The organism is Celeribacter ethanolicus, assembly GCF_002407265.1.
Taxonomy (GTDB): domain Bacteria; phylum Pseudomonadota; class Alphaproteobacteria; order Rhodobacterales; family Rhodobacteraceae; genus Celeribacter; species Celeribacter ethanolicus.
On record NZ_CP022196.1, the window covers coordinates 3,451,832 to 3,477,438 of the forward strand.

A 25,607-nucleotide genomic window follows, 5' to 3' on the forward strand; every position below is an offset into this window, starting at 1 on the left:
CAATGGGGAAGGCTTGCGCGAGACCCCGTTGCACCTTAGACAGCCTTGGAATTTCGGACAAAGGAGGCCGCAATGGGCTTCAAGATGGGCATCGTCGGACTGCCGAACGTCGGCAAATCGACGCTTTTCAATGCGCTGACCAAAACCGCCGCGGCGCAGGCGGCGAACTTTCCGTTCTGCACCATCGAGCCCAACGTGGGCGATGTGGCCGTGCCGGACCCGCGTTTGGACAAGCTTGCGGAGATCGCAGGCTCGAAACAGATCATCCCGACGCGCATGTCTTTCGTGGACATCGCGGGCCTTGTGAAGGGCGCGTCCAAGGGCGAGGGGCTGGGCAACCAGTTCCTGGCGAACATCCGCGAATGCGATGCGATCGCCCACGTCGTGCGCTGTTTCGAGGACGGTGACGTGACACACGTCGAGGGCCGCGTCGATCCGGTTGACGATGCGCAGGTGATTGAGATGGAGCTGATGCTGGCCGATCTGGAAAGCATTGCGAAACGCCGCGCGAACCTCGTGCGCAAGCTCAAGGGCAACGACAAGGAAGCCAAGCTTCAGGACGATCTTCTGGCCCGGGCGCAGGCCGCTCTTGAGGCCGACAAACCGGCGCGCAGCGTCGAGATCACCGAAGAAGAGCGCAAGCAGTGGAACATGCTGCAACTTCTGACCCAAAAGCCGATCCTTTATGTGTGCAACGTCGAAGAAGAGAATGCCGCGAAGGGCAACGCCTTCTCGGACGCGGTCGCGAAAATGGCCGAGGAGCAGGGCGCGGGTACGGTTGTGATCTCCGCCAAGATCGAGGAAGAGATTTCCCAGCTCGACGCGGAAGAGGCGGAGATGTTCCTTGAGGAGCTGGGGCTGCACGAGGCCGGTCTCGACCGTCTCATTCGTGCGGGTTACGAGCTTTTGCATCTTGAGACCTACTTCACCGTCGGCCCGAAAGAAGCGCGCGCCTGGACCATTCGCAAAGGCACGGCGGCGCCGCAGGCGGCGGGCGTGATCCATGGCGATTTCGAACGTGGCTTCATCCGGGCCGAAACCATCGCCTTTGACGATTACGTCGCCTGCAAGGGTGAGACGGGCGCCAAGGACGCGGGCAAGATGCGTGCGGAAGGCAAGAGCTACATCGTGCAGGACGGCGACGTGATGCACTTCCTGTTCAACACCTGATCGTTAGGGCGGAGGCTGCGCATCATGTTGCGGGCGATGAAGAAGACGGAATGGTATGAGGCTTACAGGCGGCGTCGTAAGGCGGCTAGAAAACTGCATAAAAAGCAGCGCGAACTGGATAAGGGGCTGCGCGTAGTTGAACGCCATTTGCAAAGCTATTTCGAGCAGGTTGGAGCTGCCATCCCTGACCTCAGCTTTTCTCCGTCGGAAGAAGTGGTGAGCGATTTTGAAATCCATCTTCTGCGTGAGGGAGAGAAGGTCAGATATCTCTACAATCCAGAGTATTTTTCTCGTGATTTATACTTGCACGGACATGTTGCCTCGGCCTATCTCTATTGGTTCTCGCAAAGCGCCCCCGAAGTCGAACGGATCTCCTGCGATATTTCGGACGGGGAATTCGTGGGCCATGCGCGCTTCACCTATTCGAGCTGTTTTCGCGACAAGGTGCTCGTGCCGGACCAGCATTTCTTTCGTGATCGCGGTTATGCCGAGACCGACCGGCTGGCGCTGGAGGCGCCGCAATGGGCGGATCGCGGCGAGACGATCTATTGGCGCGGGCAGAACAACAGCGTCGGGCTGTTCTCTCTGGACCCGGAGCATATGGACAAACCGTGGGTGATGCAGAGATTGCGCTTTGCCATGGCTGCTCGCGAGATCGAGGGGGTCGATGCCCGTTTTGTGCCCGGGGGAAGCCACAGGCAGGAGGCGCAATGCGCCGCCGCCGGGCTGATGGGGCCGCGACGGAACTGGCAGGACTGGGCCGGGGACAAATACGCGCTCGACGTGGACGGGTTCTCCAATGCCTGGTGCAATTTCATGCAGCGGCTCAAGCTTGGCTGCTGCGTGCTCAAGGTCGACAGCCAGTTCGGTTTCCGGCAGTGGTATTACGACCAGATCGTGCCCTTCGAACATTTCGTGCCGGTGAAGTCGGACCTGTCCGATCTTGCCGAGAAGGTCGACTGGGTGCGCAGCCACGACCGTGAGGCGCGTGAAATCGCCGAACACGGTCAGGCCTTTGCCCGTGCGCTCACCTTCGAAAGCGAGACCCGGCGGGCGACGGAGATCATTGAACGGAACTGGGCCTGATCCGGGCCGCAACCCTTTGGAAAGATTTGATATGGCACGCCTTTACGACAGTCGAAAACGCATTCTTGTGACCGGAGGGGCGGGGTTCATCGGTTCGCATCTGATGGACCGGCTGTTGGAGCAGGGGCATGATGTGATCTGTGCCGACAACCTGTTCACCGGCACCAAACGCAACATCGACCATCTGCATGGCCATCCGCGTTTCGAATTCATGCGTCATGACGTGACCTTCCCGCTCTATGTCGAGGTGGACGAGATCTACAACCTCGCCTGTCCCGCGTCCCCGGTGCATTACCAACATGACCCGGTGCAGACGACCAAGACCTCGGTGCATGGTGCGATCAACATGTTGGGGCTGGCCAAGCGGCTGAAATGCAAGATCTTTCAGGCGTCGACCAGCGAGGTCTACGGCGATCCGGCGGTGCATCCGCAGCCGGAGGGTTATTGGGGCAATGTCAATCCGATCGGGCCGCGGTCCTGTTACGACGAGGGCAAGCGCTGCGCGGAGACGCTGTTTTTCGACTATCACCGCCAGCACGGTCTGGAGATCAAGGTGGCGCGGATTTTCAACACCTACGGGCCGCGGATGCATCATGCCGACGGGCGTGTGGTGTCGAATTTCATTGTGCAGGCGTTGATGGGGGAGCCGATCACGCTTTATGGCGATGGCAATCAGACCCGGTCCTTCTGCTATGTCGACGATCTGGTCGAGGGGTTCATCCGGCTGATGGACACCGGGCCCGAGGTCAGCGGTCCGATCAACCTGGGCAACCCTGCCGAGTTCACCATCCGCGAACTGGCGGAAAAGGTGGTGGCGATGACGGGGGCGGCGTCGGAGCTGGTGTTCCGCGATCTGCCGCAGGACGATCCGAAACAGCGCCAGCCGGAGATTGCCCTGGCGCGCGAAACGCTTGGCTGGGCGCCGGAAATCGCGCTCGAGGCGGGACTGGAGCGCACGGTGGCCTATTTCCGCGCGCTTCTGCCGGAGCTGAAGGCCTGATCAGAGCCGGTCGAACACCGATCCCATGCGCGGCGCGAAGAGACGTTCATAGGTCTTGAGGAGCGCCGCGTCGGTCATGCCGGCGACATAGTCGCAGATCACCCGCAGATCGCCGGCACTTTCGGAATAGCGCTCCTGATGATCGCGCGGCAAAAGCCGCTCGGGATCGGAACAGAGCGCTTCGAAGACAGAGACCACCATCTGCTGGCCCTTGAATTCGAGCTGCTGCACGTTGGGGCTTTTGATCACCACTTTGAACACCAGGTCTTTCAGCGCTTTCAACACCGGACGCCGTGCCGAGGGCAGGCTGGCGCGGTAGCGCAGGAGCGGTTCGGCGAATTCTGGTACTTCGGTGTAACCCACAGCGGTGATGAAGTAATTCACAAACCGCGAGATGAAGCGCTTGCGGGTGTTGCGGTCGCCGAACAAGCCATCGAGCATCTGGCCGTAGACGTCATTGCCGAACTGATCCGGGTATTTGCCTTTGAGCATGTCGAGAAAATCGCCGATCTCATCCGCCGACACATGCGCCACGAAATCCTCACGCGTCAAAAGCATGAGCGCAATCGCGTCCTCCAGATCATGCACCCCGTAGGCGATGTCATCGGCCAGATCCATGATGCTGCAATCAAAGGATTTATGCAGCGCCTTGCGGTGTTTTCCCGCCTCCACCGGCCCCATGGCACAAAACGCGGCGCGGTCTTCGGGGGAGAGCGGTGAAAGCACCCACTCCACCACGTCCTGCTCGCTGTCGAGGTAACATTTCGGCGGGGTCGAGGCCTCAGTGTCGATGAGTTTAAGCGTTGCGGGACTGTCGCTCAGTTTCGGCCTGAGCGCGGAGTTGCGCGCCTGTGCGTAAGAAACCGGATATTTCAACAGCCCCAAGAGGCTGCGCCGGGTCAGGTTGGCGCCCGCGTTCTGGGAAAAGCTCTCAAGCCGGGACAGGATGCGCAGGCTCTGACCATTGCCCTCGAAGCCGCCAACGTCACGCATGCAATAATTCAGTGCCACCTCGCCGCCATGACCGAATGGCGGATGGCCCAGATCGTGCGAACAGCCGATGGCATGGATCATCGACTGATCCGGCAGATGGGCGGTGGCGGGATGTGTGGGAAAGCTTTTCTCCAACTGGCGCGCGAGGCCTCCGGCGATCTGCGCCACTTCCAGCGAATGCGTCAGCCGCGTGCGATAGAAATCGCTGTCGCCTAGGTTGAGGATTTGCGTCTTGCCCTGAAGCCGCCGAAAGGAGGCCGAATGGATCACGCGGGCATAGTCCACATCGCCCGCACCGCGCGCGTCTTCGGAATGTCCGCTCCAACTCTCTCTGCGTTCAAGCCACATCTGCGCCTCCTCATGGTTCGGGCGCAGCATATGAGGCCAAAAGAGGGAAGGCCAGATGGGGGAACCCCGGAGCGACGGGGAGGCCGCTCCGGGGCGGTAATTACTCTGCCTTCAGGAAGTCCGCGACGTCGAGAAGGATCATCTCGTTGTCGTCAACCCGGCCTTGCTGGCGGCCGGTCGAGAAGGGGTAGTTGTTGTCATTGGCGACGACGATGGTGGTCTCGTCCACACGGTCCACATCCTCGATGGTGAAATAGGGGAAGGTGTAGACCCCATCCATCGTGCCACGCGGGGCGATGCCGTCGGGGTCCTGAATGTTCATCAGGTCGATATAGGCGATTTTTTCCAAGACATTGTTTTCGTCCATCCGCTCCAGATCAATGAGGTAGATGCGTTTGAACATCGCCGGTTGCTCGGACCAGCCCTCGCGCGGGTCGCCTTGGAAGTTGTCGCGCTCGATGATCAGACCACGGGTGCCTTCGATCAGGTTGAAATCCCCGATGGCGTGGTTTTCGTCCTCAAGCGGGAAGTAGCGCACCGTGTCGCCCCATGCGCCGGTCTCGGTGGACAGTTCGAACATCGACAGAACCGGTTTGCCGCCGACATGTTTCTTACCGCCGGTTTCCGGGTCATAGACCGGCTTTTCCAACAGCGGGTAGAGGGTTTTCATGTCCTCGGACAAGGCCATGCCCTCATAGCCGCCGGAGCGGTAGGAGACGACGGTCTCGGGCAGGGCGCCGCCGGGGTTCGGCGTGGCGACAAAGAAGTTGTCGGGGGATTGGATCAGCTCGCCACCCGGCTCAGTCGCCAGCACGCGGAGCACTTCGCCTTCGCCGTTCACTTCGATGATCCACGGGCCGAACTCGTCGCCGATCCAGAAGTTTTCACCAACCGGCTGGATGGATTCCAGATCGAAATCCGCGCCGGTGAGGGTGCGGGCCTCTGTGGCTTCGTTCATGATCGGGAAGGGGACGACGTGGTCCGGGTCGGACAGTTGGACCGTTTTTTCGATGCCAACACGACCGGTCTCCCAATCGACTTTGACGATGTTGAACATCAGGACGATGTCCGACGAATTGGCTTTGGAGCCGAAACCGTTGTCCGTCAGCACGAGGAAACGGTCGTCACCCAAGGAGCGGATGCCGGAAAACCCCTGAAGCGGCTGGCCGGGGAACGGCAGCGCGAGGCCGGTGGCCTCTTGGAAATTGCTGTACAGAACCTCATTGCGCGCGCCATTGGTGAAGCGGCCGGAGGTGTTGTAATAGGGCGATGCGCCTTCGGGGGCGGGGACGAAAGTGTGGCCGGAAAGTTCGGCCTGGGCTTTGAGTGTGGCGGGAAAGGCCTCTTGGGCCTGGGCGGCACCGGCAAGCATAAGCGCAGCAAGCGCTGCACCGTAAACGGGTTTGGTCATGTCACTGTCCTGTGTGATGCGTTTCTTCGTCGTCCCGGCACGAGGATGTGCGGGAGCGATGCGCGCAAGGAACCGAAGAAACGCAACGGATTTGCGACCGTTTGGTCAAAATTCCGCAAAACTTGCGTGACAGGATCACATCAGTTTGCGCATCAGCCCCAGCGCGCGTTTGCGCCAGCCTTTGAAGGGCGGTTCGGCCACGGCCATGCCGTTCCATTTCGCCTGACGCACCACGGGTTTGAGATGGCTGAAAGTTTCGAAGCCTGTGCGACCGTGATAGGCACCCTGACCGGAGGGACCGACACCGCCGAAGGGCAGCGAGCCAAAGCCGACATGGATCGTCGTGTCGTTTATTGTGACCCCGCCGGAGATCGTGTGGTCGAGCCAATGCGCCTGTTCCGCCTTGTCCTCGGAGAAGAGATAGAGCGCGAGCGGATGGTCGCGGGCGGTGACGAAGGCGAGAGCTTCCTCGGGGCTGTCATAGGGGATAAGCGGCAGGATCGGGCCGAAGATTTCCTCCTGCATCAATGCGATGTCGGGGGGCGGATCGAGCACCACGGCGGGGGCGAATTTGCGGGCATTGCCGGAGGGGCCTTCGAGGCGGAGGATTTTCGCACCGCGCGCCTCGGCCTCGGCCAGAAGAGTGTCGAGCCGGGCGAGATGACGGTCGGAGACCACGGCGGCGAGATCCGGGCTTTCCGGGCCTTCAGGGAAGAAATGCATGAAGGCCCCCATGATCGCATCGGCCATGGGCAGCATCTTTTTGCGCGGCACCAGAACGTAATCGGGGGCGACACAGACCTGACCGGCGTTCATCGCCTTGCCCCAGGCGATGCGCCGCCCGGCACGGTCGAGATCGGCGCCGGGCAGCACGACGGCGGGGCTCTTGCCGCCCAGTTCCAGGGTGACAGGCGTGAGATTGCGTGCGGCGGCCTCGGCCACCTTGCGGCCCACGGCGGTGGAGCCGGTGAAGAACAGATGGTCGAAGGGCAGGGCGGAAAAGGCGCTGGCCACTTCCGGTCCGCCTGTGACGGTCGCGACCTCTTCGGGGGAGAAGGCGCCCGCGAGCATCTCGGCCAGCGCGTCGGAGGTGCGGGGCGTCAGCTCGGAGGGTTTGAGCATCACCCGGTTGCCCGCCGCCAGAGCCGCGACCATGGGCGCAAGGGCAAGCTGTACCGGGAAATTCCACGGTGAGATGATGCCGACGACGCCCAGAGGTTGCGGCCGGATCTCGGCGCGGGCGGGTTTGTAGATCAGCGGCACAGGCGCGCGCCGCACCCGCATCCAGCGTTTCAGATGCTGTTTGGCATGGCGTATCTCGCCCAGAACGAGGTCGATGTCATAGAGACGGCTCTCAACCGCCGGGCGATGCGAGAAATCGTCGGACATGGCGGCGATCAGCCGGGGTTCTGCGGCCAGCAGCGCAGTGGCGAGCCGGTCGAGCCGATCCAGACGTGTGTCGAGAGAGACCACAGGCGCGGCGCGCTGGGCGGCGCTTGCCCGTGCGAAGGTGGTCTCGAGTTCGGTTGTCATGTCGGCCTCCCGTTTTTGGCATTGAGCCAGAAAACCGGGGCGCGTGGCAAGCCGTGTCGGCCTCAGAGCTTGAGGGCGCGACGCAAGGTTGCGCGCAGACCGTTGCGGGAAGGTTCCCACAGGCAGGCGAGAACGAAGGCGAAGGGTCGGATCTCGGTCATTTTCAGCTCCCCACAGGACTGATTCCGGGTCGTTGCCCCGGTCATAGGCGGGAATTGTCTCAGGGGGATGACAGATGGGCCGGGACGGGGGGAGATTGTTGACGGGGAAGGGGCGCGGCAAAAGCGGACTGGATAGGCGGAGGCGTATCCGGTAACACGGGGAGCATAAGAATTTCTATTGAGGGTCCTGAGATGAAAATTGCGGTTGCCGGGATCGGCTATGTGGGCATGTCCAACGCGGTGTTGCTGTCACAGCATCATGAGGTGACGGCGGTCGATATTTCCGAGGAGCGCGTCGCCCTGGTCAACGACCGGCGTTCGCCCATCGTGGATGTCGAGCTCGAGGATTTTCTGGCGCACAAGGACCTGCACCTCAAGGCGACGACGGACGGGCCGTCGGCCTATCGCGACGCGGATTTCGTCATCGTCGCGACGCCGACCAATTACGACACGCATACCAACTATTTCGACACTTCCTCGGTGGAAGCGGTGATCGCGCAGGTGATCGCGGTGAACAAGAACGCGACCATCGTGGTGAAATCGACCATCCCGGTGGGCTTCGTGAGCCGCGTGCGGGCCGAGATGAACACCGATCAGGTGATTTTCAGCCCCGAATTCCTGCGCGAAGGCCGCGCGCTTTACGACAACCTGCACCCCTCGCGGATCATCGTCGGCGAGCAGTCCGAGCGTGCCCGTACCTTTGCCGATCTGCTGCTCGAAGGGGCGATGGACAAGGACACGCCGGTGCTGTTCACCGATGCGGACGAGGCGGAGGCGATCAAGCTTTTCGCCAACACCTATCTCGCCATGCGGGTGGCGTTTTTCAACGAACTCGACAGCTACGCGATGTCGCGCGGCATGGACACGCGGCAGATCATCGACGGGGTCTCGCTCGACCCGCGGATCGGCAATCACTACAACAACCCGTCCTTCGGCTATGGTGGCTATTGCCTGCCGAAAGACACGAAACAGCTCCTGGCGAACTATTCCGAGGTGCCGCAGAACCTGATCGCGGCCATCGTCGACACCAACCGGACGCGCAAGGATTTCCTTGCCGATCAGATCATTGCCAAACGTCCGAAGGTTGTTGGCGTCTATCGTCTGGTGATGAAGGCCGGGTCGGACAATTTCCGCCAGTCCTCCATTCAGGGCATCATGAAACGGGTGAAGGCCAAGGGGATCGAGGTGATCGTCTATGAGCCGGTGATGCAGGAAGACGATTTCTTCGGCTCCCGCGTGGTGCGCGATCTCGCGGCGTTCAAGGCGGAGGCAGATGTGATCATTGCCAACCGGATGACCGACGAGATTGCGGATGTGGCGGATAAGATCTTCACCCGCGACCTGTTCCACGCCGACTGAGGATACCGACATGCCCACAGCTCTCGTCACCGGCGCCGCCGGGTTCATCGGCTCTTTCGTCTGTCGCACGCTTCTGGAGGAAGGCTGGCGGGTTATCGGGCTCGATTGCCTGTCCGACTATTACGATGTGGCGCTCAAGGAGCGGCGCGAGGAGACGCTTGCGGCCTATGACAGCTATCGTTCTGTGCATGACAAGGTGGAAACGCCGGGTCTTTTGATGTCGCTGTTCGAGGCGGAAAAACCCGATGTGGTGATCCACCTCGCGGCTCAGGCGGGGGTGCGCTATTCGATCGAGAACCCGCGCTCCTATCTCGAGAGCAATATCATCGGCACGTTTGAGCTTTTGGAGGCCGCACGCGCGCACCCGCCGAAGCATATGCTGCTGGCCTCCACTTCCTCGGCTTACGGCGCCAATGAAGAGATGCCGTACCGCGAGACCGACAAGGCCGATCACCAGATGTCCTTCTATGCGGCGACGAAGAAGTCGACCGAGAGCATGGCGCACAGCTATGCCCATCTTTTCGATCTGCCGATCACCATGTTCCGGTTCTTCACCGTCTATGGTCCGTGGGGGCGGCCCGATATGGCGCTGTTCAAATTCACCAAGGCGATCCTCGAGGGCAAGCCGATCGACGTCTACAATTACGGCGATATGAAGCGCGATTTCACCTATGTCGAAGACCTCGTCCACGCCATCCGCCTGTTGATCGACGCGGTGCCGGTGCGACCCGAGGACGGCGTGGTGGAAGAGGGCGACAGCCTCTCGCCCGTGGCGCCCTTCCGCGTGGTGAACATCGGCAATAACGATGCGGTGCAGCTCACCGATTTCATCGCCGCCATCGAGACGGCGACGGGCCGGGAGGCAGAGCGCAACCTGATGCCGATGCAGCCGGGCGACGTGCCCGCCACCTGGGCGGATGCCTCGCTTTTGAAGCGTCTGACGGGCTATGCGCCGAAAACCGCAGTATCGGAGGGCGTGGCCAATTTCGTGCGCTGGTATCGGCAATATTACAACGCCTGAGCGCGATACCTTCGACGTGTGATTTTGCCTTCTGTTTTGGCTTGTGTCTCTGTGACGGCTCCATTACACGGGTCGACGGAGACGTGGCCGAGTGGTCGAAGGCGCTCCCCTGCTAAGGGAGTAGGCGGGAAACCGTCTCGAGGGTTCGAATCCCTTCGTCTCCGCCATTACCCATTGATTTCATTGGGTAAATTTTGATTTCAAAGAGCCTTTGCATGTCGCGTTGTATGTTCGCAATTTGGCTGTAGTCGTGAAAAATATATATTTCGAAAACGTTGCCAAAGCTGCTGATCCTGCCAACACCAAGGGTACAACCTCTTGGGCTTGTCATGTGACATGTGTCAGGGGGCGATCAGATCGGGTAGCTTGGCATCGATGTCGTTCATCAAAACCAAGGCACACTCGACAACTGATCCATCGTCATTCACAAGCTGCATTTGGCCCGCAGGGGGCGTGTGGTCCCATGCGAACCCGCTGGTAAGAACTTCCAGGACGCTTTGCTTGGCCGCCTATGTGCCAGAAACCGCTCCCCTTTGCTTTGGGGCTGACAGGTTCAGGCAAGCTCGGTTGCGCCATCCTGACGACCATTCCTGTTCACAACTTATACACTTCTCCCTCATGAAGCCGGGAAATGGGCTAACAACCTATTAAGCGCCCCGGAGATGACTAAATCTTTCTCTATTTTTCAGAGACCGAATGGGGGCGCGGAACCCCGCGGAGAATGCGTGGAGACTTCTAAAGGGCGAACCGGGCGGGTTTGCCCGGGGGGGGGGGCATTTCACAGAGGGTTGTCCGATGGCATGAACTCCCGGATCGTGACAGCTCCGAAGTCCATCGCGCGCCGCTCGATCTGACCGGGATCGGGAAAACCGTGCTCCATGCGGTGCTCCGCTCGGAATTCAGCCTTTCCCCAAGGCCAAATTTCAAGGGGCACATCACTGTTTTGCGGCGGCTCTTAGAACTCGCCCGGTGCACATTGCAGGCAGACGAGCCCTTCGGCGCGCCAGGCTTCGACGACGGAGCTGCGGTCGTCGATGATCAGCCAGGGGGCGAGCCCGTCGGCCTTCATCTCGGCAAGCGCGCGGCGTTTGACATCGGGGTCGCTGGCCGCGTCCTGATCCGCCGCACGCAGGTAGAGGCCGTCGAAAGGCAGGTCGTGTTTCTGGAGCCAGGCCATGGTGTGTTCGGCCCAGCCGCTTGGCCGGCCGGAACAGATCACGATGGTCTCGCCGCTCTCCTTCAGCCGTCGCAACAGGCGTGCGATCGGAGCGATCGGGGGGGCGTCGGCCATGGCGTGATGAAAGGCGTCCCAGTGTTTCTCGACCCCGTGCACGAGATGACCGAGCCTGTCGGCATCGAATTCCGCAAGCGTTCCATCGACATCGAAGACCACGCAGGGTTTGGAGGGATGTGTCATAGGGTTTTTTCCTTGAAGGTGCTGCCCGAGCGTTCGAACAAAAGAGGTGTGGCATTGGGGGGGCGGGAGCCGACCTCTCCGGTGGTCCAGAGCAGGCGCGCGGCGCGGATGACGCCGGAATGGCAGACCAGGACGGGGAGGGTGTCGGTGCCGGTCTGGCAGATCCCGACAATCGCCCGTTCGACGCGCCGGATCATGTCCGGCCAGCTTTCCCCCTGTTCGGGTGTCGTGTTCCTGTCGGGTTGCGTGCGCAGGGGGCGGCCCTCATAGACGCCCCAGTCGCGTTCGCGCAGCCCCTCGTGCAGGGTGAAGGGGCGGTCGGGAAAGGCCAGTTCGCAGGTTTCCTGCGCGCGTGCCATCGGGCTGGCGTAGAGCGCGATCCGGGCGGGCCAATCGCGCCGGGAGAGGGCGCGGGCCTGCGCCCGCCCCAGTTCCGTGAGCGGCACATCCGTGCGCCCGGCGATCAGGCCTTCGGCATTGGCCGTGGTCTCGCCATGCCGGATCAGACAGAAGCTTTTGGCTGGGATTTCTGTCATAACCGCACCGGATCGTGCAGGAAGATTTCCACGCCGAGATCTTCGATCAGGTAATCTTCCGGTTGGGCGCAAAAGGCGGGGGCAAAGCGTTTGGCGCCCAGACGTTCGAGCATCTTGACCTGATCGCGCAGCGGCGGATGGACGTTCCAGCGCCGGAAATACCCGCCGGGCACGGCGCAGATACCACGGGCGTGGGCCGTCATATGGCCGGTGAATACCACATGGGCGTCCCGGCCCAGACGGCCGCTTTCGTTCCAGGCACGCACGTACCCCCAGGCGGCACCGCCATCGGCATTGGGCGTGTCGCAGATCAGAAAGCGCGCCATCTCCATCGGGCCTCGGTCGAGGAGGGGCGCGATCTCCTGTACATCAGGGGCGAGGGTGCGGCTGGCAAGGGCGGCGCGCAGCGCAGTCTGGCATTCCGGGTCGAGCATCACGCTGGCTTCGCCATGGCGCCGGATCAGGTGCAGGGCCATCTCGCCTGCGCGCCCCGACGGCGGCACAGGCAAAAGCACCTGACCATGCAACCCGTCGAGCAGGGCATCGAGCACCGCGAAGCGTTCGGCCTGCGGCACGTCGTCGAGATGGTAGGAGCAATCGAGAATGGCGGTTGCGGCGGGCGGCGGCAGGTCGAGCGGGAACCAGTCGGATTCCTCGGACCAGTCGCCGGAATAGAACAGCCCCTCGCCCAGATCGAAATGCATCCAGACCCCGCCCATGGCATGGCCGTTGCGCCCGGTGGTGAGTTTCACCCCGTCGATGACGGTTTCGCCCTGTTCCGGCAAAAGATGCACTTTGGCGGCGGGGGGCAGGGACTTGGCGGTCTGCGCGGTGGCGTAGATCGGAAGGCCGGCCTCCACCGCATGGGAGGCGCCGCCGATATGGTCGATGTGGTCATGGGTGATGAACACTGCGGAGGCGCCCTTGAGCCAGTCGGGATTGAAATGCGCATTGGCTTCGGGGCCAAAGCCGCAATCCAGAAGCCAGATGCGATCCTCGACGGTCAATTGTATGCAGGCGGGCCCCTTGTCCCCGATGCCGGAAAGTAGTCTGACGCTTTGCATTCAATCCTCGGAAAAGGCCCATGGGGTGGTGATGGTGAGACCGAGCTGGGTGCCGACCTCGAATTTCGCGCGGGTCTCGGCCAGAAGCCGTGTGCCGCAGGCGGAGACGGTCTCCAGAAGGTATTTGCCACCGAGATAGGTGACACGCGCCACTTTCGCGCGCAGATCGCCGGTCTCGGAAATGCTCAGGTTCTCAGGGCGCAGGCAGACGTGGCTGATGCCGGTCGTCGCATCGCTGCGGATCGCGATCCGGGTGCCCAGCACATCGGCGTGGAGTTGGCTTTCGCGGTGTTCGACCGCGTTCACCGGCACGACGGTGCCGCGCCCGACGAATTCCGCCACGAACCGGTTTTTCGGTCGTTCATAGAGCGTTTGTGGCGTGTCGAATTGCTGGATGCGGCCCTGATCCATCACCGCGATCCGGTCGGCCATGGCCATGGCTTCGGCCTGATCGTGGGTGACATAGACCATGGTCGCGCCGGTGCGTTTGTGAAAATCGGTGAACACGGTCTGCATCGAGGCGCGCAGCGCGACGTCGAGATTGGCGAGCGGCTCATCGAGAAGAACGGCGTCCGGGTCTGACACCAGACAACGGGCGAGCGCGACCCTCTGGCGTTGGCCGCCGGAAAGATCGGAGGGCATCCGATCGGCATAGGCCGTGAGGCCGGTGGCGGCGAGTGCGGCCTCTGTCCGGTCGGCGATCTCGGGCTTCGTCAGCTTGCGGATCTCCAGCGGGTAGGAAACGTTGCGGCGCACCGACATATGCGGCCAGAGCGCGTAACTTTGGAACACGAATCCGATGTTGCGATCTTCGGGCGGAACCATCGTGGTCGCCGTCGCCATGTCGCGCCCGCCGATGCTCAGCCTGCCGCTCGATGGCATCTCGAAGCCCGCGAGCAGGCGCAGGAGTGTGGTCTTGCCACAGCCCGAAGGACCGAGGAGGGCGATGAACTCGCCGTCTTCGAAACGGGTCGTGATGTTCTGAAGCGCGGGGGTGCCGGCGAAGAGTTTGCCGAGAGAGGCGATCTCTATGTCTGCCATGGAACGACTCCTTTCGGGAAGCGGCGGGAGACCAGTTGGATCAGGCCCATGAGTGCCATGACCACGAGGACGATGGTCATGGCGAGGGCGCTGGCCATGGCGGTGTCGCCGCTGTCGTCGAGGTTGAAGATTACCACGCCGAGGGTCTCGGTGCCCGAGGACCACAGCAGCGCGGAGACGGTGAGCTCATTGAACGCGGTGAGGAAGACGAGGATCGCCCCCGCCGCCGCCGCAGGGGCTGAAAGCGGCAGGATCACGTCGCGCAGGCGCTGGAACAGCCCCGCACCGACCGATTGTGCGGCCTCGGCCATGGCAGGGTCGAGTTGCTTGAGGCTTGCCTGCACCGGGCGGAACATGACGGCGAAGAACCGCGCGAGATAGGCGAGGAAGATGATCCAGATCGTGCCGTAGAGCGTGGCGTCGGTGAAGGGCAGCTTGATCAGCAGGAGGATCATCGAGATCGAGAGGACGACGCCCGGCAGCGCATAGGGCAGGTCGAGCAGGCTGTCGAACAGGCGCGAGAGGCGGGTGGGATGGCGCTCCATCAACCAGGCCAGCGGCAGGCAGATCAGCATGAGAACCACCGCCGCCCCGGAGGCAAGGCTGAAGGAATTGACGAAGGCGCGGGCGGTGACGGGCTGGCGGAACAGCACGTCATTCCATGAAGCGAGCGTCACCGTGTCGAGGCGCAGCGGCACGCCGTAAGCAGGCACCAGGGAGGTCGCCAAAAGGCCGAACATCGGCAGGACGAGGATCGCAAAGACCACGGCCCAGAGCAGGGCTTCCACCGGCAGTCGCGCCGCACCCAGGGGGATCGCGAGCGGGCGGGAGGTGGAGCCGACGAGATGGATTTTCTGGCGGCTCTGGAAAAACCGCTGGATCAGAATGCCCGTGACCGCGACGGCGCCGATCAGCATGGCGAGGACGGAAACCTCGGCCAGCACGCCCGTGCCCATCCCGGCGAGTTTTTGATAGACCAGCGTCGGCAGCGTCACATAGCCCGCAGGGATGCCGAGCATCGCGGGGATGCCGAAATTTCCGAGGGCGGTGACAAAGGTGATGGCGGTGCCCGCAGCGAGGCTCGGGAGCGTCAGCGGCATGATTACCTGCCACCAGGTGCGCAGGCCGCGCGCGCCGCTGATCCGGGCGGCTTCGACGACGTCCTGCGGGATGGCGCGCAGCCCTGCGCGCAGGGTCAGGAAAACGATCGACATGTGCTGAATGCCCAGCAAGAAGATGATGCCTTCGGGCGAATAGAGCGGCTGCGGCGCACCGAGAGGTGGCGCGATCCCAAGGGTTTTCAGCAGAACGGAAGACGGGCCCATGATCTGCGTCCACGACAGTGCGGTGATTTGCGGTGGGATCATCATCGGGATCATCAGGCAAAACACCAGCGCCGCCTTGGCGCGCAGATCCGTGAGTGCGACGAGAAAGGCGAAGGCAGAGCCCAGCACGAGCGAGACCAGCGTGCCGAGACCGGCGGTGATCAGCGAATGCCTGAGCGCGCTGAGCGTCGCGGGCTGTGCCAGCACCGTGTCGATCCGCGACAGCGAAGGCGCGCCCTGATCGGTCACGCCCTCGATGAGGAGGCGCAGCACCGGTGCCAGCGTCAGGCAGATCGCGAGGAGGAGAATGGTGGAAAGCAGCCGGGTCTCGGACCGGCTGCCTCCTTTTTGCAGCGTCGGGGACATTATTCTGCGCCGAAGAGCCCGGTGAATTTCGCCTTGTTGGCCTCGGCGTTCGCGAGCGCCTCGATCGGGTCGAAGCTCATCAGCTTGATGTCCGCGCGGGCCGGGAAGCCGGCGGGCACGCCCATGCCGTTCCGGGCCGGGATGTAGCCCATGTCGAGCACGAGATCCTGACCGTCCTGGCTCAGCACGAAGTCGACGAATTTCTGCGCGCCCTCGGGGTTTTTCGCGGAGGCCATGATCGCCACCGGTTCCGTGACATAGGAGACGCCCTCTTCCGGGAAGACGAAGCCGACCGGGGAACCGTCGGCCTTGCTGCGGATGGCGAGGTAATCGACGACCATGCCATAGGGTTTCTCGCCCGAGGCCACGGCCTTGAACGTGCCGCCGTTGCCGCCCTGGGCGCGGGCCTCGTTGGCGGCGAGTTTGCCGTAATAGTCCCAGCCCAGGCTTTCATCGCCGGTCAGCGTCGCGAGATGGATGAGGGCCGCACCGGAGTAGAGCGGCGAGGGCATGGCGATCTGGCCTTTGAGCGCCGCGTCCTCGAGATCTTTCCAGGAGGTCGGAGCCGTTTCCACACCGGTGTTGTAGACGATGCCGGTGGTGATCAGCTTGGTGGAATAATAATAGCCCTCCGGCGAGGAGAGTGCCGCGTCGTAGTTTTCGGCTTCCGGCGAATGATAGGCGGCGAGCAGGCCCTCCTGCGCCATGCCTTCGAGCGTCACGGTGTCGGCGATCAGGAGCACGTCGGGCTGCGGGTTGCCAGCCTCGATCTCGGCGCGCAGGCGGGCCATGAGCTGGGTTGTGCCGTCACGCACCCATTCGACCTCGGTGCCGGGGTTGGCGGCCATGAAGGCGTCGACGGTCTGTTGCGCATCGGCGTTGGGCTGGGAGGTGTAAAGCGTGATTGTGTCGGCCATGGCGGTGCTGGCCATGAGGGCGAAGGCAGTTGTGGTGAGGAAGGTCTTCATGGGGCTCTCCTGAAAGGCGGGGTTACTTTCGTTCGAAAGTCATTCACGAGGGCCTTATTTCCCTCCGGCGTAACAGTTTTGCGACGTATTCTTAACTTTTTTAATTATATTGCGCGAAATGGGCTTCGCTCCTACCCTTGTCGAAATCGACAATTTTTTCGAAGGAAAGCCATGATGCGACTGGATATGTCTGAGCGGCGCGACCGCATCATTGCGCTCTTGTCGGAAAACGGCGAGCTTTCTGCGGCGGAACTGTCGGCGCGCCTCTGCGTGTCGGTCCAGACCATCCGCACCGATTTGCGCGATCTCGACGCGGCGGCGCTTGTGCAGCGCCGCAACGGTGCCGCGCGATTGCGGCAGCAAAGCGAGAACATCGGCTATCTGCCGCGCGAAAGTCTGGCGCGGCAGGAAAAACAACGCATCGCGCTTGCGGTAAAGAACCTGATCCCGGATGGCGCGCGGGTGGCGCTGGGGACGGGCACCACGGTGGAACAATGTGCACGGCTGTTGGCGGCGCGGGATAATCTGTTCGTGGTGACCAACAGCATTCACGCGGTCTGTGCCCTGCAAAACGCGCCGGGGGCGGTGGTCGAGATGGCAGGCGGCAGCGTGCGGATGCGCGATCTGGACCTGATCGGCGCGGCGGCGCTGGAATTCTTCGCGAAATACCGGGTGGATTACGCGGTTTTCAGTTGTGGTGGCCTGTCGCCCGAAGGTGAGGTGATGGATTACAATTCCGACGAGGTTGCTGCGCGCAAGGCCATTGCGGGCTGTGCGCACAGCACCATTCTGGTTGTCGACAGCGAAAAGGCGGGTCTCGATCTGGCCTGCCGCCACGGGCATCTGCGGGAGTACGACATGATCGTCACGGGCGCCGACCTGCCGCAGGAGACCGTGCGGGCTTGCGCGCGCGAGGGCAGCCGGATCGTGCTGGTCTAGGCTTGCAGAGAACCGGTCTGGGTCATGCCCGAGGCCATGTAGCCACCATCGACGGTGAGCACCTCGCCATTGACATAGGAGGCGGCGGGGCTGGCGAGATAGGCGACCGCTTCGGCAATGTCCTCGGGTTGGCCGCGACGACGCGTGGGCACCATTTCCAGCACACGGCGCCATGTTTCCGCGCTATAGGCCTCAAGCGTCATCGGTGTCTCGATCACTCCCGGCGCGATGGCATTCGTGGTGATGCCACGCGCGCCCAGTTCCAGCGCAAACTGTCGGGTAAGACCCAGAATGGCCGCTTTCGAGGTGCCATAAGCGGTGCGCCCGACACCGGCCCGCAGACCGGAGATCGAGGCGATATTGACGATCCGGCCATAGCCGCGTGCCGCCATGCCACGGGCGATGTGTTGGCTGACCCGGAAAGTGCCGGTGACATTGACCTCCATGACCTTGCTCCAGGTCTCGGGGGCGAAGTCCAGCAGCGGCTCCACGAGAATGAGCCCGGCGCTGTTCACCAGAATGTCGATGGGACCAACTTCGTCTTCGGCTTTGGCAACTGTATCGGGAAGTGCGGCGGCATCCGCGACATCGAGGGCGAGAGCAAGGGCTGTGCCGCCCTGTGCGGTGATCTCGCGGGCGACGTTTTCGGCGGCCTCAAAGCGCAGGTCGGTGACGGCCACACGGGCCCCCAACGCTGCCAGCCGCAGAGCGCTCGCCCGCCCGATACCTGAACCGCCGCCGGTGATGAAGGCAGTGCCGTAATCCGTTCGTTGTGTCATGAAAAACTCCTGTTTTATCGGGCCATCATGGTGTCGGGCAGCCAGGTGATGATGGACGGGAAGGCAAAGAGCAGGACGATGGTCACCATCTCGATGGCCACGAACCAAAGCGCGCCCCGGAACACATCCGGCAGGGGCGTGTCGCGGTCGATACCCGCGATCACGAAGCAATTGAGGCCTACGGGCGGGGTGATCAGCCCGATCTCGCACATTTTCACACAGAGGATACCGAACCAGATCGGATCGAAGCCAAGTCCCGAGACCGTTGGAAAGACGATGGGCAGGGTGATCACCATCATCGAGAAGGCATCGAGAAACATGCCGAGCGGGATATAGAGCAAAAGGAGCACTGCAACGATCAGATGAGGCGGAATGCCGCTTTCGGTGATGGCGCCTGCGATCATCTGCGGCACCTGTACGAGGGTCAGGAAAAAGCTGAAAATGCCCGCGCCAATCATCGTGAAAAGGATCATCACCGTGGTGGTGGCGGTCGAACGGAAGCTTTCGGAAAGCGCAGTGCTCAGACGCCCGCGCGCCGATTTCGCGAAGACCAGCATGAGCAAGGCGGCGAGCGCACCGATGGCACCGGCTTCGGTCGGGGTGACGAGACCGAGGTAAATCCCGCCCAGCACGATCACGAACAGGACGAGCACCTGCCAGGCCTGCGTCGTCGAGGACAGCCGCTCGCCCCAGGAGGCCTTGGGGGCGCGGGTGGAGTGATGCTGAACCCGATGGCCGATCAGGGCGACACCGATCATGAAGGCGACCGTGGTGATCAGGCCGGGAACAAAGCCCGCGATCAACATTTTTCCGGCGGAGACCTCGGTGAGGGCTGCATAGAAGATCAACAGGACGGAGGGCGGGATCAACACGCCCAGCACGCCGCCTGCGGCCACGGCCCCGGCCGCGAGGCGCGGATCGTAGCCCTTCTCCTTCATCTCCGGGATGGCGACCGCCCCCACCGTGGCCGCCGTCGCCACCGAGGACCCCGAGGTCGCGGCGAAACCTGCAGAGGTCAGGATGCTCGCCATCGCCAGCCCGCCCGGAAGGTGCCCGACCCATTTATTGGCGACATGGAACAGGCGCTTTCCGACCTGCGCATGATGCGCGAAAGCCCCCATGAGAATGAAAAGCGGGATGACCGTAAGCGCGTAGCTGGCGGTATGGCTGAAGGAAAAGGATTTTAGCCGCGCCAGCAGAAAGCCCAGGTTTTCCACCATGACGATGCCAAAGGCGCCGGAGAGGGCCAGTGCGGCAAAGACCGGGGTGCCCAGAGCCATGAGGAAAAAGATCAGCCCGACGGCGAGCAGGGTGATGAGTGTCACATCCATTGTCGATGTCCTGTGAAATGCAATGTCGCGGTCCCGGCGGCATGCGCCGGGACCTCTTCTGGGCACGCCCGGCTCAGTGCTGGGCCGTGTCCCCCGCAGCGGAGGGCGCGGTGTCGATATGCGGCAGCGCGATCTGTTTGAGTGCGATGCGCAGGCTGTGCAGGGCGGCTTGCAGCGCGGCAAACCAGAGCCCTGCGGCCACCGCGATTTTGGCCCACCAGATCGGCACCTGGAAATAGCCCCAACGGAATTCCCGGATCGAAAAGGAATAAGCCGCCTCCTGTGTTGCCGGCCAGGCCAGCATCAGAAAGGTCAGCGCAGCAAACAGCCAGGCAAGCGCCGTGCAACCACGCGAAAACGGTCCGGGCAGCGCATCGGTCATCATGGTGACACGGATGTGGCCGTCATCGAGCAGGGTCGCGCCCAGCCCCATGAAAACCACCATCACCATGGACATTTCCGTCATCTCGAACAGCCCGGGCACGGCGCGCCCGAAGGCGGCGCGGGCCACCACATCCACTGTGATGGCCACCATCATGAAGGCGAGGAACCCCAGCGCCAGCCATGATGTGATCCGGGCGATCCCGTCGAGCAGGCGGTTCAGCCACGCCAGCATTGGCTTACAGACCCGCCGCGATTTCGACCGGGCGTTTCATCGTCCCGGTGCCTGCGTGGCGCGCGATCGCCTCTTCGACCACCGCCTGCATGGCCGCCCCGTCGATGCCGTTGGGCTTGGCCACGGTTTCGATCCACTTGTTGACCTGTGCGGGTTGAACAAGCGCCTTGGTCCGGGCCTTTTCCGCATCCGAGAGCGAGGAGAGCACCACGCCTTCGGCCTGCGCCTTCTGTACGTAATCGGCCAGCACCTTGTTGTAGATCTCGGCAAATTTCCCACCATAGAGCTCATCGGCCAAATCGGTGCAGATCTGTTGGTGTTCTACAGGGAGGCCCTCCCAGACGCGGCGGTTCATGATCGTGACCGCGGGGGCGTGTGGGCCATCGCCGATGTCGTAGAAATTCGGCGCGATCTCATGCAGCTTGTAGGCGACGGCAGTGACGAAATCGAAGCCGTAGACCCCATCGAGAACCCCGCGTTCGAGCGCCTGATAAACCTCGCCCGCCGCCATCGGTACGGCAATGCCGCCGAGGCTTTCGATCACATCGGTGGCGACGCCGTAGCCGCGGATTTTCTTGCCCTTGATGTCGTCGATCGAGGTGATCGGATCGCGCATCACCAGAGGCGCATAATTCCAGTTGGTCCAGTAGAGCACCTTGCTGCGGTGACGCTCTTCCCATTCCTGCCGCAACGGCGCGAAATTCTCGTAGACGTCGCGGCACACGAGTTGCAGCTCATCGGCGCGCTCCATGCGGAAATACCATTCAAGACCGCGTGTGACCGGCAGTTCGGCCTGATAATAGCCCGGCGCGATCAGGGTCATTTCGCTGGTGCCGTCGCGCACCGCGCCGAGATGTTCGCCGACCTTGTTGAGGCTTCCGGCCCAGTAATATTTGACGCCGATCTCGCCATTGCTGCGAGTTGCCAGTTCTTCGAGGAACCAGCGGTCGACCCAGGACGGTCCAGCCGTTTCGCTCACATAGCTGTCGAATTTCAGCGAGGTTGCAGCATGGGCAAGACCGGGCAGGCCCGAGATCAGCCCCGCGCCTGCGAATGCTCCTGTGGATTTCAGAAAGTCACGTCTTTTCATGGGTATCTCCTCCGTTGGTGCCGGGCTCCTCCTGCCCGGAGATGTTTTGCAATTATGCCGGTGTCGGCTCATGTCCCGTGCGAGCCCTGAGCACGGTTTTCAGAACCTTGCCGTAGCTGTTCTTCGGCAGCTCCCGGACGACCGCGTAGCGTTTCGGGCGTTTGAAGGCGGCGATCTGCTGGCGACACCAGCTGTCGAGTTCGGACACGCTGGCGCTCTTGCCGGGTTCGAACACGACATAGGCCACGACCTGCTCTCCCCAATCCGGTTCCGGTTCGCCAATGACGGCGATCTCGAACACGGCCGGATGCGCCAAAAGCGCCTCTTCGACCTCGCGCGGGTAGATGTTTGTGCCGCCGGAAATGATCACATCCTTCGAGCGGTCGGTGAGGTAGAGAAAGCCGTCTTCATCCAGATGGCCGAGATCGCCGGTGTGCAGCCAGCCGCCCGTGAGCGCGGCGGCACTGGCGGTTGGATTCTGCCAGTAGCCGGTCATCACCGTCGGCCCCTGAACACAGATTTCTCCGGTGTGACCGGCGGGCAGGGGCTCTCCGTCGGTTCCAAGCACAGCCAGCGTCACCGCCCCTTGCGCGATGCCTACGGAGGCACGCCGGGCCTGCCAGCGGGGATGGCTCTGATCGGCGACCAGATCGCGCGGCAGCACCGAGATGGTCATGGGCGTTTCGCCCTGACCGTAGATCTGCACGAAACGCGGACCGAAGCAGGCGAGAGCTTCGTCGATGTCATGGGCATACATCGGGCCGCCGCCATAGATGATCGTGCGAATGCCCGTGCCGTCGTAGCCCTGTTGCTTTGCTGTCGCGATCAGGCGTTTGACCATCGTGGGGGCAGCAAAGAACACGAGATTGCCGCGGGTTTTGGCAAGCGCGATGATCTCGTCGCTGTCGAACCCGTGGGAGGCGGGGACGAGATGCGCGCCCCCTGCCCGAATCTGTGCGAACATGTAGAGCCCTGCGCCGTGGGACATCGGGGCGGCATAGAGCATGTGGTCCTCCGCCCGGGCCGCATCGACATCGAGCGCATAGCACAGGGTCATGTGCCGCAGGTTGTCATGGCTGAGCATGACGCCCTTGGGGGTGCCTGTCGTGCCCGAGGTGTAGAACAGCCAGGCGAGATCGCGATCCTCAACGCGTGCGGGGGGCGTGATCTTGTGCGGCCCGGGAACGGGAGCGCCGAGCGCGGCCTCACGGATGTCCGGCTGTTCCGCAAACACCGTGCCGCTTTCGGTCAGGGTGAGGGCCGCTCCGGCGTCGCGGACGATCCATTCCGCCTCCCGCGGGTGCAGCTTGCAATTGACCGGCACGACCACGGCACCGAGCCACCAGCAGGCATGCAGCGCCTCGATATATTCGGGGGCATTCTTGGCAAAGATCGCAATCCGGTCCCCCTTGCGGATGCCATGCACCGATTGCAGCCATGTGGCCCGGTTGCAGGTCGCCTGCAACAGCGCGTGGTAGGTCTGGCGCAGGCTGTCGCCTTCGTAGAGCGCCGGGCGGGAAGGCCATGACAGGGCCGTCTGATACAGCCAGTTCGCGATATTCATTGTCGTCACACTCCGCAGATCATGCTCAGGCGCGGTCGGCCTGCAAAATCGTGGCGTAATTGGCGACGGCGGCGCCGCCCATGTTGAAGGCCAGCCCCCATTCCGCCCCCTTGCGCTGCATTTCGCCCGCGCGCCCGGTCAATTGCCGGAACCCGAGCGCATGCATCGACACGCCGGTGGCGCCGACAGGATGGCCCTTGGCCTTCAGGCCTCCAGACAGGTTCACAGGGGTGCGTCCCCCGGCGTAAACCGTGCCTGCCTCGAGCGCGCGCGCGCCTTGGCCCTTGGGGGCGAGCCCCATGGCCTCGTAGATCAGCAGTTCCGCCGGGGTGAAACAGTCGTGCACCTCCGCGAAGTCGAGATCGTCGACGGTGATGCCCGCGGTTTCATAGGCGGTGCGGATGGCGCGCTCCGGTCCCTCGAAGGCGACGAAGTCGCGACGGCTCATCGGCAGGTAGTCGGAGACATGTTCGGCGGCGGCGATCCGCACGCGGGCGGTGGCATCCTGAGCATGGGCCTCCGAGGCGCTCAGGACGATGGCGGCGGCGCCGTCCGTCACCAGGGAGCAATCGCTCAGCCGCAAGGGCGGTGCGATCAGCGGGTTCTTGTCGCTGACCTCGCGACAGGCCTCATAGGACAGCGGCTTGTGCATCTGCGCCAGCGGGTTTTTCATCGCGTTCTCGTGGTTCTTCGCGGCAATCCGGGCCATGGCATCCATCGGGTCGCCATAGCGGTCGGCATATTGCCCGGCGGCGATGGCGAAAACCTGCGGAAAGCTCAGGGCCGCCTCGGTGGCATCGTTCTGATAGCCTGCTCCCGCCAGTGCGGTGGTGACATCGGCGGTGGGACGATGGGTCATCTTTTCTGCGCCGACGACAAGCACGTTGCGGGCACGCCCGGCGCGAATGGCGTTCAGCCCGGCATGAATCGCGGCGGCGCCGGACGCGCAGGCGTTTTCACACCGGGTCGCGGGTTTGAAGCGCAGGTCCGGATGGGCCTGAAGGATCAGTGACGAGGCGAAGCCATCGGGCACCAGCCCGGAGTTGAAATGGCCGAGAAAGACGGCGTCGATATCCGCCGGCGAAATTTGTGCCTCTTCCAGAGCTTCGCGGGCCGCTGCGACGATGAGCGCCTCGAGCGTGTCCTCGAGCCGTCCGAAACGGGTGTGGCCGGAGCCGGTGATAAAGATGTCCTGGGTCATGTGTCGTCCTCCGATCTCAAGAGTGATGCAAAAAACACATGGCAGGTATCCGTGTAACTACGTATAAATATACGTATGAGTTACGTAGATGCAGGTGCAGCGAAAGGGCAGGTCGATGACTTATGACAAGATTTCAGAGGCGGATCTCAATTTTACCGGCTTCATGGATGCGCCCATCGGTCTCATGGTGCTGTCCAACCGGGTGATTCAGCGGGTCAACACGGAGATCGAACGGATTTTCGGCTGGACCCGCGATGCGCTCGAGGGCCAGTCGATCCGGGTGCTCTATCCCTCGAGCGTGGATTACGAGAAGACCGGCACCCGCTGGCGCCGCTGGCTCGACGGGCGTCCGCGCTATACGGATGAGCGTTTCATGCAGTGCCGCAGCGGCGAGATCATCTGGACACGGGCTTCGGGTCGCACCCTGACGCCGACGGATCCTTTCCGCCTCATGGTCTGGACCTTCGAGCATCTTGAGCATCGCCCGCCGAACTCGGCCACGCTGACACCGCGGGAACGCGAAGTCGCGCGCTATATCGTCAACGGTTACACAAGCAAGGAAACCGGGCTGGCGATGGGCATCTCGCCGCGGACGGTCGAAGTACATCGCAGTGCAGTGATGAAGAAACTGGGGGTGCAGAACGCCGCCGAGCTTGTCGCCAAGATGATCGTGCAGACCTGAGGCGCGGCGTGGATCTCAGCCTATGCGGCCTGACAGCTTTCCCAGATTTTCAGCAATTGGCCCGGCAATTCCATCGGTTCGAACGGCTTGAGGATGATGTCCTGGGCGCCAACGGCCTTGAGATGACCAAAATCGGCACGCGATGTTTTGGCGGTTACGAAAATGACCGGCACCTCGGCATATGCAGCAACCTCGCGCAGCCTTTTCAGGGTTTCCACCCCGTCCATGACGGGCATCATGACATCCAGCAGAATCAGGTCGGGCGCCTCGGTGGGGAGATTTTCCACCGCGTCCTTGCCGCATTTGAACTGGATCACGTCGAAGCCTCCGACGAGTTCGAGCGACATCCGGGTGATTTCCCGAATGTCCGGATCGTCTTCCACGTGCATGATGCGGTGTAATTCCTTCATGCGCGGAGTATATCGGGTGCCGAAGGCCAGACAAGCGAATTCACGCCGCTGGAATGCTCCCGAAACGGCAATTCGGCAACCGATGTTCTGGAAAGCGACCGGGGCCATAGCGGAAAGTGCAGGTCAGGGTGCGAATTCTCACTTTTGACACAATTTGACCCAAATTGGCGACAAATCTCTTCCTAAGGTTGTTTTC

At 62.5% G+C, this 25,607-nt stretch carries 23 protein-coding genes and 1 tRNA gene; 8 read left to right on the forward strand and 16 right to left on the reverse strand.

The genetic code is table 11. The features are described from left to right. Window positions 1-72: 72 nt before the first annotated feature. The 3 genes from ychF to CEW89_RS16985 all read left to right on the forward strand — a co-directional run bounded on the left by ychF (window position 73) and on the right by CEW89_RS16985 (window position 3,256). Complete coding sequence (ychF, locus tag CEW89_RS16975; RefSeq protein ID WP_096806694.1) at window positions 73-1,170, forward strand: redox-regulated ATPase YchF; 1,098 nt, start codon at window positions 73-75, stop codon at window positions 1,168-1,170. Window positions 1,171-1,473: 303 nt separating this feature from the next. After that, window positions 1,474-2,256: a glycosyl transferase family 90 gene (locus tag CEW89_RS16980; protein WP_157779901.1), complete on the forward strand. Its 783-nt coding sequence runs from the start codon at window positions 1,474-1,476 to the stop codon at window positions 2,254-2,256. 31 nt (window positions 2,257-2,287) lie between these two features. After that, window positions 2,288-3,256: a UDP-glucuronic acid decarboxylase family protein gene (locus tag CEW89_RS16985; protein ID WP_066706192.1), complete on the forward strand. Its 969-nt coding sequence runs from the start codon at window positions 2,288-2,290 to the stop codon at window positions 3,254-3,256. Here CEW89_RS16985 and CEW89_RS16990 read toward each other — a convergent pair whose 3' ends face one another. The 3 genes from CEW89_RS16990 to CEW89_RS17000 all read right to left on the reverse strand — a co-directional run bounded on the left by CEW89_RS16990 (window position 3,257) and on the right by CEW89_RS17000 (window position 7,541). After that, on the reverse strand, window positions 3,257-4,597 hold the full coding sequence (locus CEW89_RS16990; RefSeq protein WP_096806696.1) for an anti-phage deoxyguanosine triphosphatase: 1,341 nt from the start codon (window positions 4,595-4,597) through the stop codon (window positions 3,257-3,259). Between the two features lie 100 nt (window positions 4,598-4,697). Continuing rightward, complete coding sequence (locus CEW89_RS16995; RefSeq protein WP_096806697.1) at window positions 4,698-6,008, reverse strand: esterase-like activity of phytase family protein; 1,311 nt, start codon at window positions 6,006-6,008, stop codon at window positions 4,698-4,700. Between the two features lie 135 nt (window positions 6,009-6,143). Then, the gene (locus tag CEW89_RS17000) at window positions 6,144-7,541 is read right to left on the reverse strand and encodes a coniferyl aldehyde dehydrogenase (protein ID WP_096806698.1); all 1,398 of its coding nucleotides are present in this window, start codon (window positions 7,539-7,541) and stop codon (window positions 6,144-6,146) included. A gap of 353 nt (window positions 7,542-7,894) precedes the next feature. On the opposite strand from CEW89_RS17000, the gene CEW89_RS17005 reads away from it, so the two are divergent. The 3 genes from CEW89_RS17005 to CEW89_RS17015 all read left to right on the forward strand — a co-directional run bounded on the left by CEW89_RS17005 (window position 7,895) and on the right by CEW89_RS17015 (window position 10,249). Further along, entirely contained in the window at window positions 7,895-9,061 is a 1,167-nt protein-coding gene (locus tag CEW89_RS17005) for a nucleotide sugar dehydrogenase (RefSeq protein ID WP_066706180.1), read from the forward strand. A 10-nt stretch (window positions 9,062-9,071) separates the two neighbouring features. Then, window positions 9,072-10,082: a GDP-mannose 4,6-dehydratase gene (locus tag CEW89_RS17010; protein WP_096806699.1), complete on the forward strand. Its 1,011-nt coding sequence runs from the start codon at window positions 9,072-9,074 to the stop codon at window positions 10,080-10,082. A gap of 77 nt (window positions 10,083-10,159) precedes the next feature. Further along, a tRNA-Ser gene (locus CEW89_RS17015) sits at window positions 10,160-10,249 on the forward strand. A 788-nt stretch (window positions 10,250-11,037) separates the two neighbouring features. On the opposite strand, the gene CEW89_RS17020 is transcribed toward CEW89_RS17015, so the two are convergent. The 6 genes from CEW89_RS17020 to CEW89_RS17045 are packed head-to-tail and all read right to left on the reverse strand — an operon-like array spanning window position 11,038 to window position 16,799. Next, window positions 11,038-11,499 (reverse strand): phosphatase domain-containing protein, encoded by a 462-nt coding sequence (locus CEW89_RS17020; protein ID WP_066706174.1) that lies wholly within the window; start codon window positions 11,497-11,499, stop codon window positions 11,038-11,040. After that, complete coding sequence (locus CEW89_RS17025) at window positions 11,496-12,035, reverse strand: histidine phosphatase family protein (protein ID WP_096806700.1); 540 nt, start codon at window positions 12,033-12,035, stop codon at window positions 11,496-11,498. Before CEW89_RS17025 ends, CEW89_RS17020 begins: the two co-directional genes overlap by 4 nt. Continuing rightward, entirely contained in the window at window positions 12,032-13,099 is a 1,068-nt protein-coding gene (locus CEW89_RS17030; RefSeq protein WP_198403447.1) for an MBL fold metallo-hydrolase, read from the reverse strand. The genes CEW89_RS17025 and CEW89_RS17030 overlap by 4 nt, the downstream gene beginning before the upstream one ends. Further along, window positions 13,100-14,140, reverse strand: coding sequence for an ABC transporter ATP-binding protein (locus tag CEW89_RS17035; protein ID WP_096806701.1), 1,041 nt, complete (start codon window positions 14,138-14,140; stop codon window positions 13,100-13,102). It lies immediately after the preceding gene. Then, a complete protein-coding gene (locus CEW89_RS17040; protein WP_066706165.1) occupies window positions 14,128-15,831 on the reverse strand; it encodes an ABC transporter permease in 1,704 nt (567 codons plus the stop codon). The genes CEW89_RS17035 and CEW89_RS17040 overlap by 13 nt, the downstream gene beginning before the upstream one ends. Continuing rightward, entirely contained in the window at window positions 15,831-16,799 is a 969-nt protein-coding gene (locus tag CEW89_RS17045) for an ABC transporter substrate-binding protein (RefSeq protein ID WP_096806702.1), read from the reverse strand. Before CEW89_RS17045 ends, CEW89_RS17040 begins: the two co-directional genes overlap by 1 nt. A gap of 171 nt (window positions 16,800-16,970) precedes the next feature. Here CEW89_RS17045 and CEW89_RS17050 point away from each other — a divergent pair, with 171 nt between their 5' ends. Beyond that, window positions 16,971-17,738, forward strand: a complete 768-nt coding sequence (locus CEW89_RS17050; RefSeq protein WP_096806703.1) for a DeoR/GlpR family DNA-binding transcription regulator — start codon at window positions 16,971-16,973, stop codon at window positions 17,736-17,738. On the opposite strand, the gene CEW89_RS17055 is transcribed toward CEW89_RS17050, so the two are convergent. From CEW89_RS17055 to CEW89_RS17080, 6 genes are all read right to left on the reverse strand, one after another. Continuing rightward, complete coding sequence (locus CEW89_RS17055; RefSeq protein WP_096806704.1) at window positions 17,735-18,517, reverse strand: SDR family NAD(P)-dependent oxidoreductase; 783 nt, start codon at window positions 18,515-18,517, stop codon at window positions 17,735-17,737. The genes CEW89_RS17050 and CEW89_RS17055 overlap by 4 nt on opposite strands. A 14-nt stretch (window positions 18,518-18,531) precedes the next feature. Then, complete coding sequence (locus CEW89_RS17060; protein WP_066706154.1) at window positions 18,532-19,848, reverse strand: TRAP transporter large permease; 1,317 nt, start codon at window positions 19,846-19,848, stop codon at window positions 18,532-18,534. Window positions 19,849-19,921: 73 nt separating this feature from the next. Next, on the reverse strand, window positions 19,922-20,464 hold the full coding sequence (locus CEW89_RS17065; protein ID WP_244906094.1) for a TRAP transporter small permease: 543 nt from the start codon (window positions 20,462-20,464) through the stop codon (window positions 19,922-19,924). Between the two features lie 4 nt (window positions 20,465-20,468). After that, window positions 20,469-21,554 (reverse strand): C4-dicarboxylate TRAP transporter substrate-binding protein, encoded by a 1,086-nt coding sequence (locus CEW89_RS17070; protein WP_096806705.1) that lies wholly within the window; start codon window positions 21,552-21,554, stop codon window positions 20,469-20,471. A 52-nt stretch (window positions 21,555-21,606) separates the two neighbouring features. Continuing rightward, entirely contained in the window at window positions 21,607-23,118 is a 1,512-nt protein-coding gene (locus tag CEW89_RS17075) for a class I adenylate-forming enzyme family protein (RefSeq protein WP_096806706.1), read from the reverse strand. Window positions 23,119-23,143: 25 nt separating this feature from the next. Next, window positions 23,144-24,319: a thiolase domain-containing protein gene (locus CEW89_RS17080; protein ID WP_096806707.1), complete on the reverse strand. Its 1,176-nt coding sequence runs from the start codon at window positions 24,317-24,319 to the stop codon at window positions 23,144-23,146. A gap of 115 nt (window positions 24,320-24,434) precedes the next feature. On the opposite strand from CEW89_RS17080, the gene CEW89_RS17085 reads away from it, so the two are divergent. Then, a complete protein-coding gene (locus tag CEW89_RS17085; protein WP_066706133.1) occupies window positions 24,435-25,001 on the forward strand; it encodes a LuxR C-terminal-related transcriptional regulator in 567 nt (188 codons plus the stop codon). A gap of 20 nt (window positions 25,002-25,021) precedes the next feature. On the opposite strand, the gene CEW89_RS17090 is transcribed toward CEW89_RS17085, so the two are convergent. Next, the gene (locus tag CEW89_RS17090; RefSeq protein WP_244906095.1) at window positions 25,022-25,519 is read right to left on the reverse strand and encodes a response regulator; all 498 of its coding nucleotides are present in this window, start codon (window positions 25,517-25,519) and stop codon (window positions 25,022-25,024) included. Window positions 25,520-25,607: the final 88 nt, after the last annotated feature.

Bases quoted from the DNA above. Each gene is read 5' to 3' on its own strand.
- ychF (WP_096806694.1), top strand. From the start codon at position 73: ATGGGCTTCAAGATGGGCATCGTCGGACTGCCGAACGTCGGCAAATCG.
- CEW89_RS16985 (WP_066706192.1), top strand. From the start codon at position 2,288: ATGGCACGCCTTTACGACAGTCGAAAACGCATTCTTGTGACCGGAGGG.
- CEW89_RS16990 (WP_096806696.1), bottom strand. From the start codon at position 4,597: ATGTGGCTTGAACGCAGAGAGAGTTGGAGCGGACATTCCGAAGACGCG.
- CEW89_RS16995 (WP_096806697.1), bottom strand. From the start codon at position 6,008: ATGACCAAACCCGTTTACGGTGCAGCGCTTGCTGCGCTTATGCTTGCC.
- CEW89_RS17000 (WP_096806698.1), bottom strand. From the start codon at position 7,541: ATGACAACCGAACTCGAGACCACCTTCGCACGGGCAAGCGCCGCCCAG.
- CEW89_RS17005 (WP_066706180.1), top strand. From the start codon at position 7,895: ATGAAAATTGCGGTTGCCGGGATCGGCTATGTGGGCATGTCCAACGCG.
- CEW89_RS17010 (WP_096806699.1), top strand. From the start codon at position 9,072: ATGCCCACAGCTCTCGTCACCGGCGCCGCCGGGTTCATCGGCTCTTTC.
- CEW89_RS17020 (WP_066706174.1), bottom strand. From the start codon at position 11,499: ATGACACATCCCTCCAAACCCTGCGTGGTCTTCGATGTCGATGGAACG.
- CEW89_RS17025 (WP_096806700.1), bottom strand. From the start codon at position 12,035: ATGACAGAAATCCCAGCCAAAAGCTTCTGTCTGATCCGGCATGGCGAG.
- CEW89_RS17030 (WP_198403447.1), bottom strand. From the start codon at position 13,099: ATGCAAAGCGTCAGACTACTTTCCGGCATCGGGGACAAGGGGCCCGCC.
- CEW89_RS17035 (WP_096806701.1), bottom strand. From the start codon at position 14,140: ATGGCAGACATAGAGATCGCCTCTCTCGGCAAACTCTTCGCCGGCACC.
- CEW89_RS17040 (WP_066706165.1), bottom strand. From the start codon at position 15,831: ATGTCCCCGACGCTGCAAAAAGGAGGCAGCCGGTCCGAGACCCGGCTG.
- CEW89_RS17045 (WP_096806702.1), bottom strand. From the start codon at position 16,799: ATGAAGACCTTCCTCACCACAACTGCCTTCGCCCTCATGGCCAGCACC.
- CEW89_RS17050 (WP_096806703.1), top strand. From the start codon at position 16,971: ATGATGCGACTGGATATGTCTGAGCGGCGCGACCGCATCATTGCGCTC.
- CEW89_RS17055 (WP_096806704.1), bottom strand. From the start codon at position 18,517: ATGACACAACGAACGGATTACGGCACTGCCTTCATCACCGGCGGCGGT.
- CEW89_RS17060 (WP_066706154.1), bottom strand. From the start codon at position 19,848: ATGGATGTGACACTCATCACCCTGCTCGCCGTCGGGCTGATCTTTTTC.
- CEW89_RS17065 (WP_244906094.1), bottom strand. From the start codon at position 20,464: ATGCTGGCGTGGCTGAACCGCCTGCTCGACGGGATCGCCCGGATCACA.
- CEW89_RS17070 (WP_096806705.1), bottom strand. From the start codon at position 21,554: ATGAAAAGACGTGACTTTCTGAAATCCACAGGAGCATTCGCAGGCGCG.
- CEW89_RS17075 (WP_096806706.1), bottom strand. From the start codon at position 23,118: ATGAATATCGCGAACTGGCTGTATCAGACGGCCCTGTCATGGCCTTCC.
- CEW89_RS17080 (WP_096806707.1), bottom strand. From the start codon at position 24,319: ATGACCCAGGACATCTTTATCACCGGCTCCGGCCACACCCGTTTCGGA.
- CEW89_RS17085 (WP_066706133.1), top strand. From the start codon at position 24,435: ATGACTTATGACAAGATTTCAGAGGCGGATCTCAATTTTACCGGCTTC.
- CEW89_RS17090 (WP_244906095.1), bottom strand. From the start codon at position 25,519: ATGGCCCCGGTCGCTTTCCAGAACATCGGTTGCCGAATTGCCGTTTCG.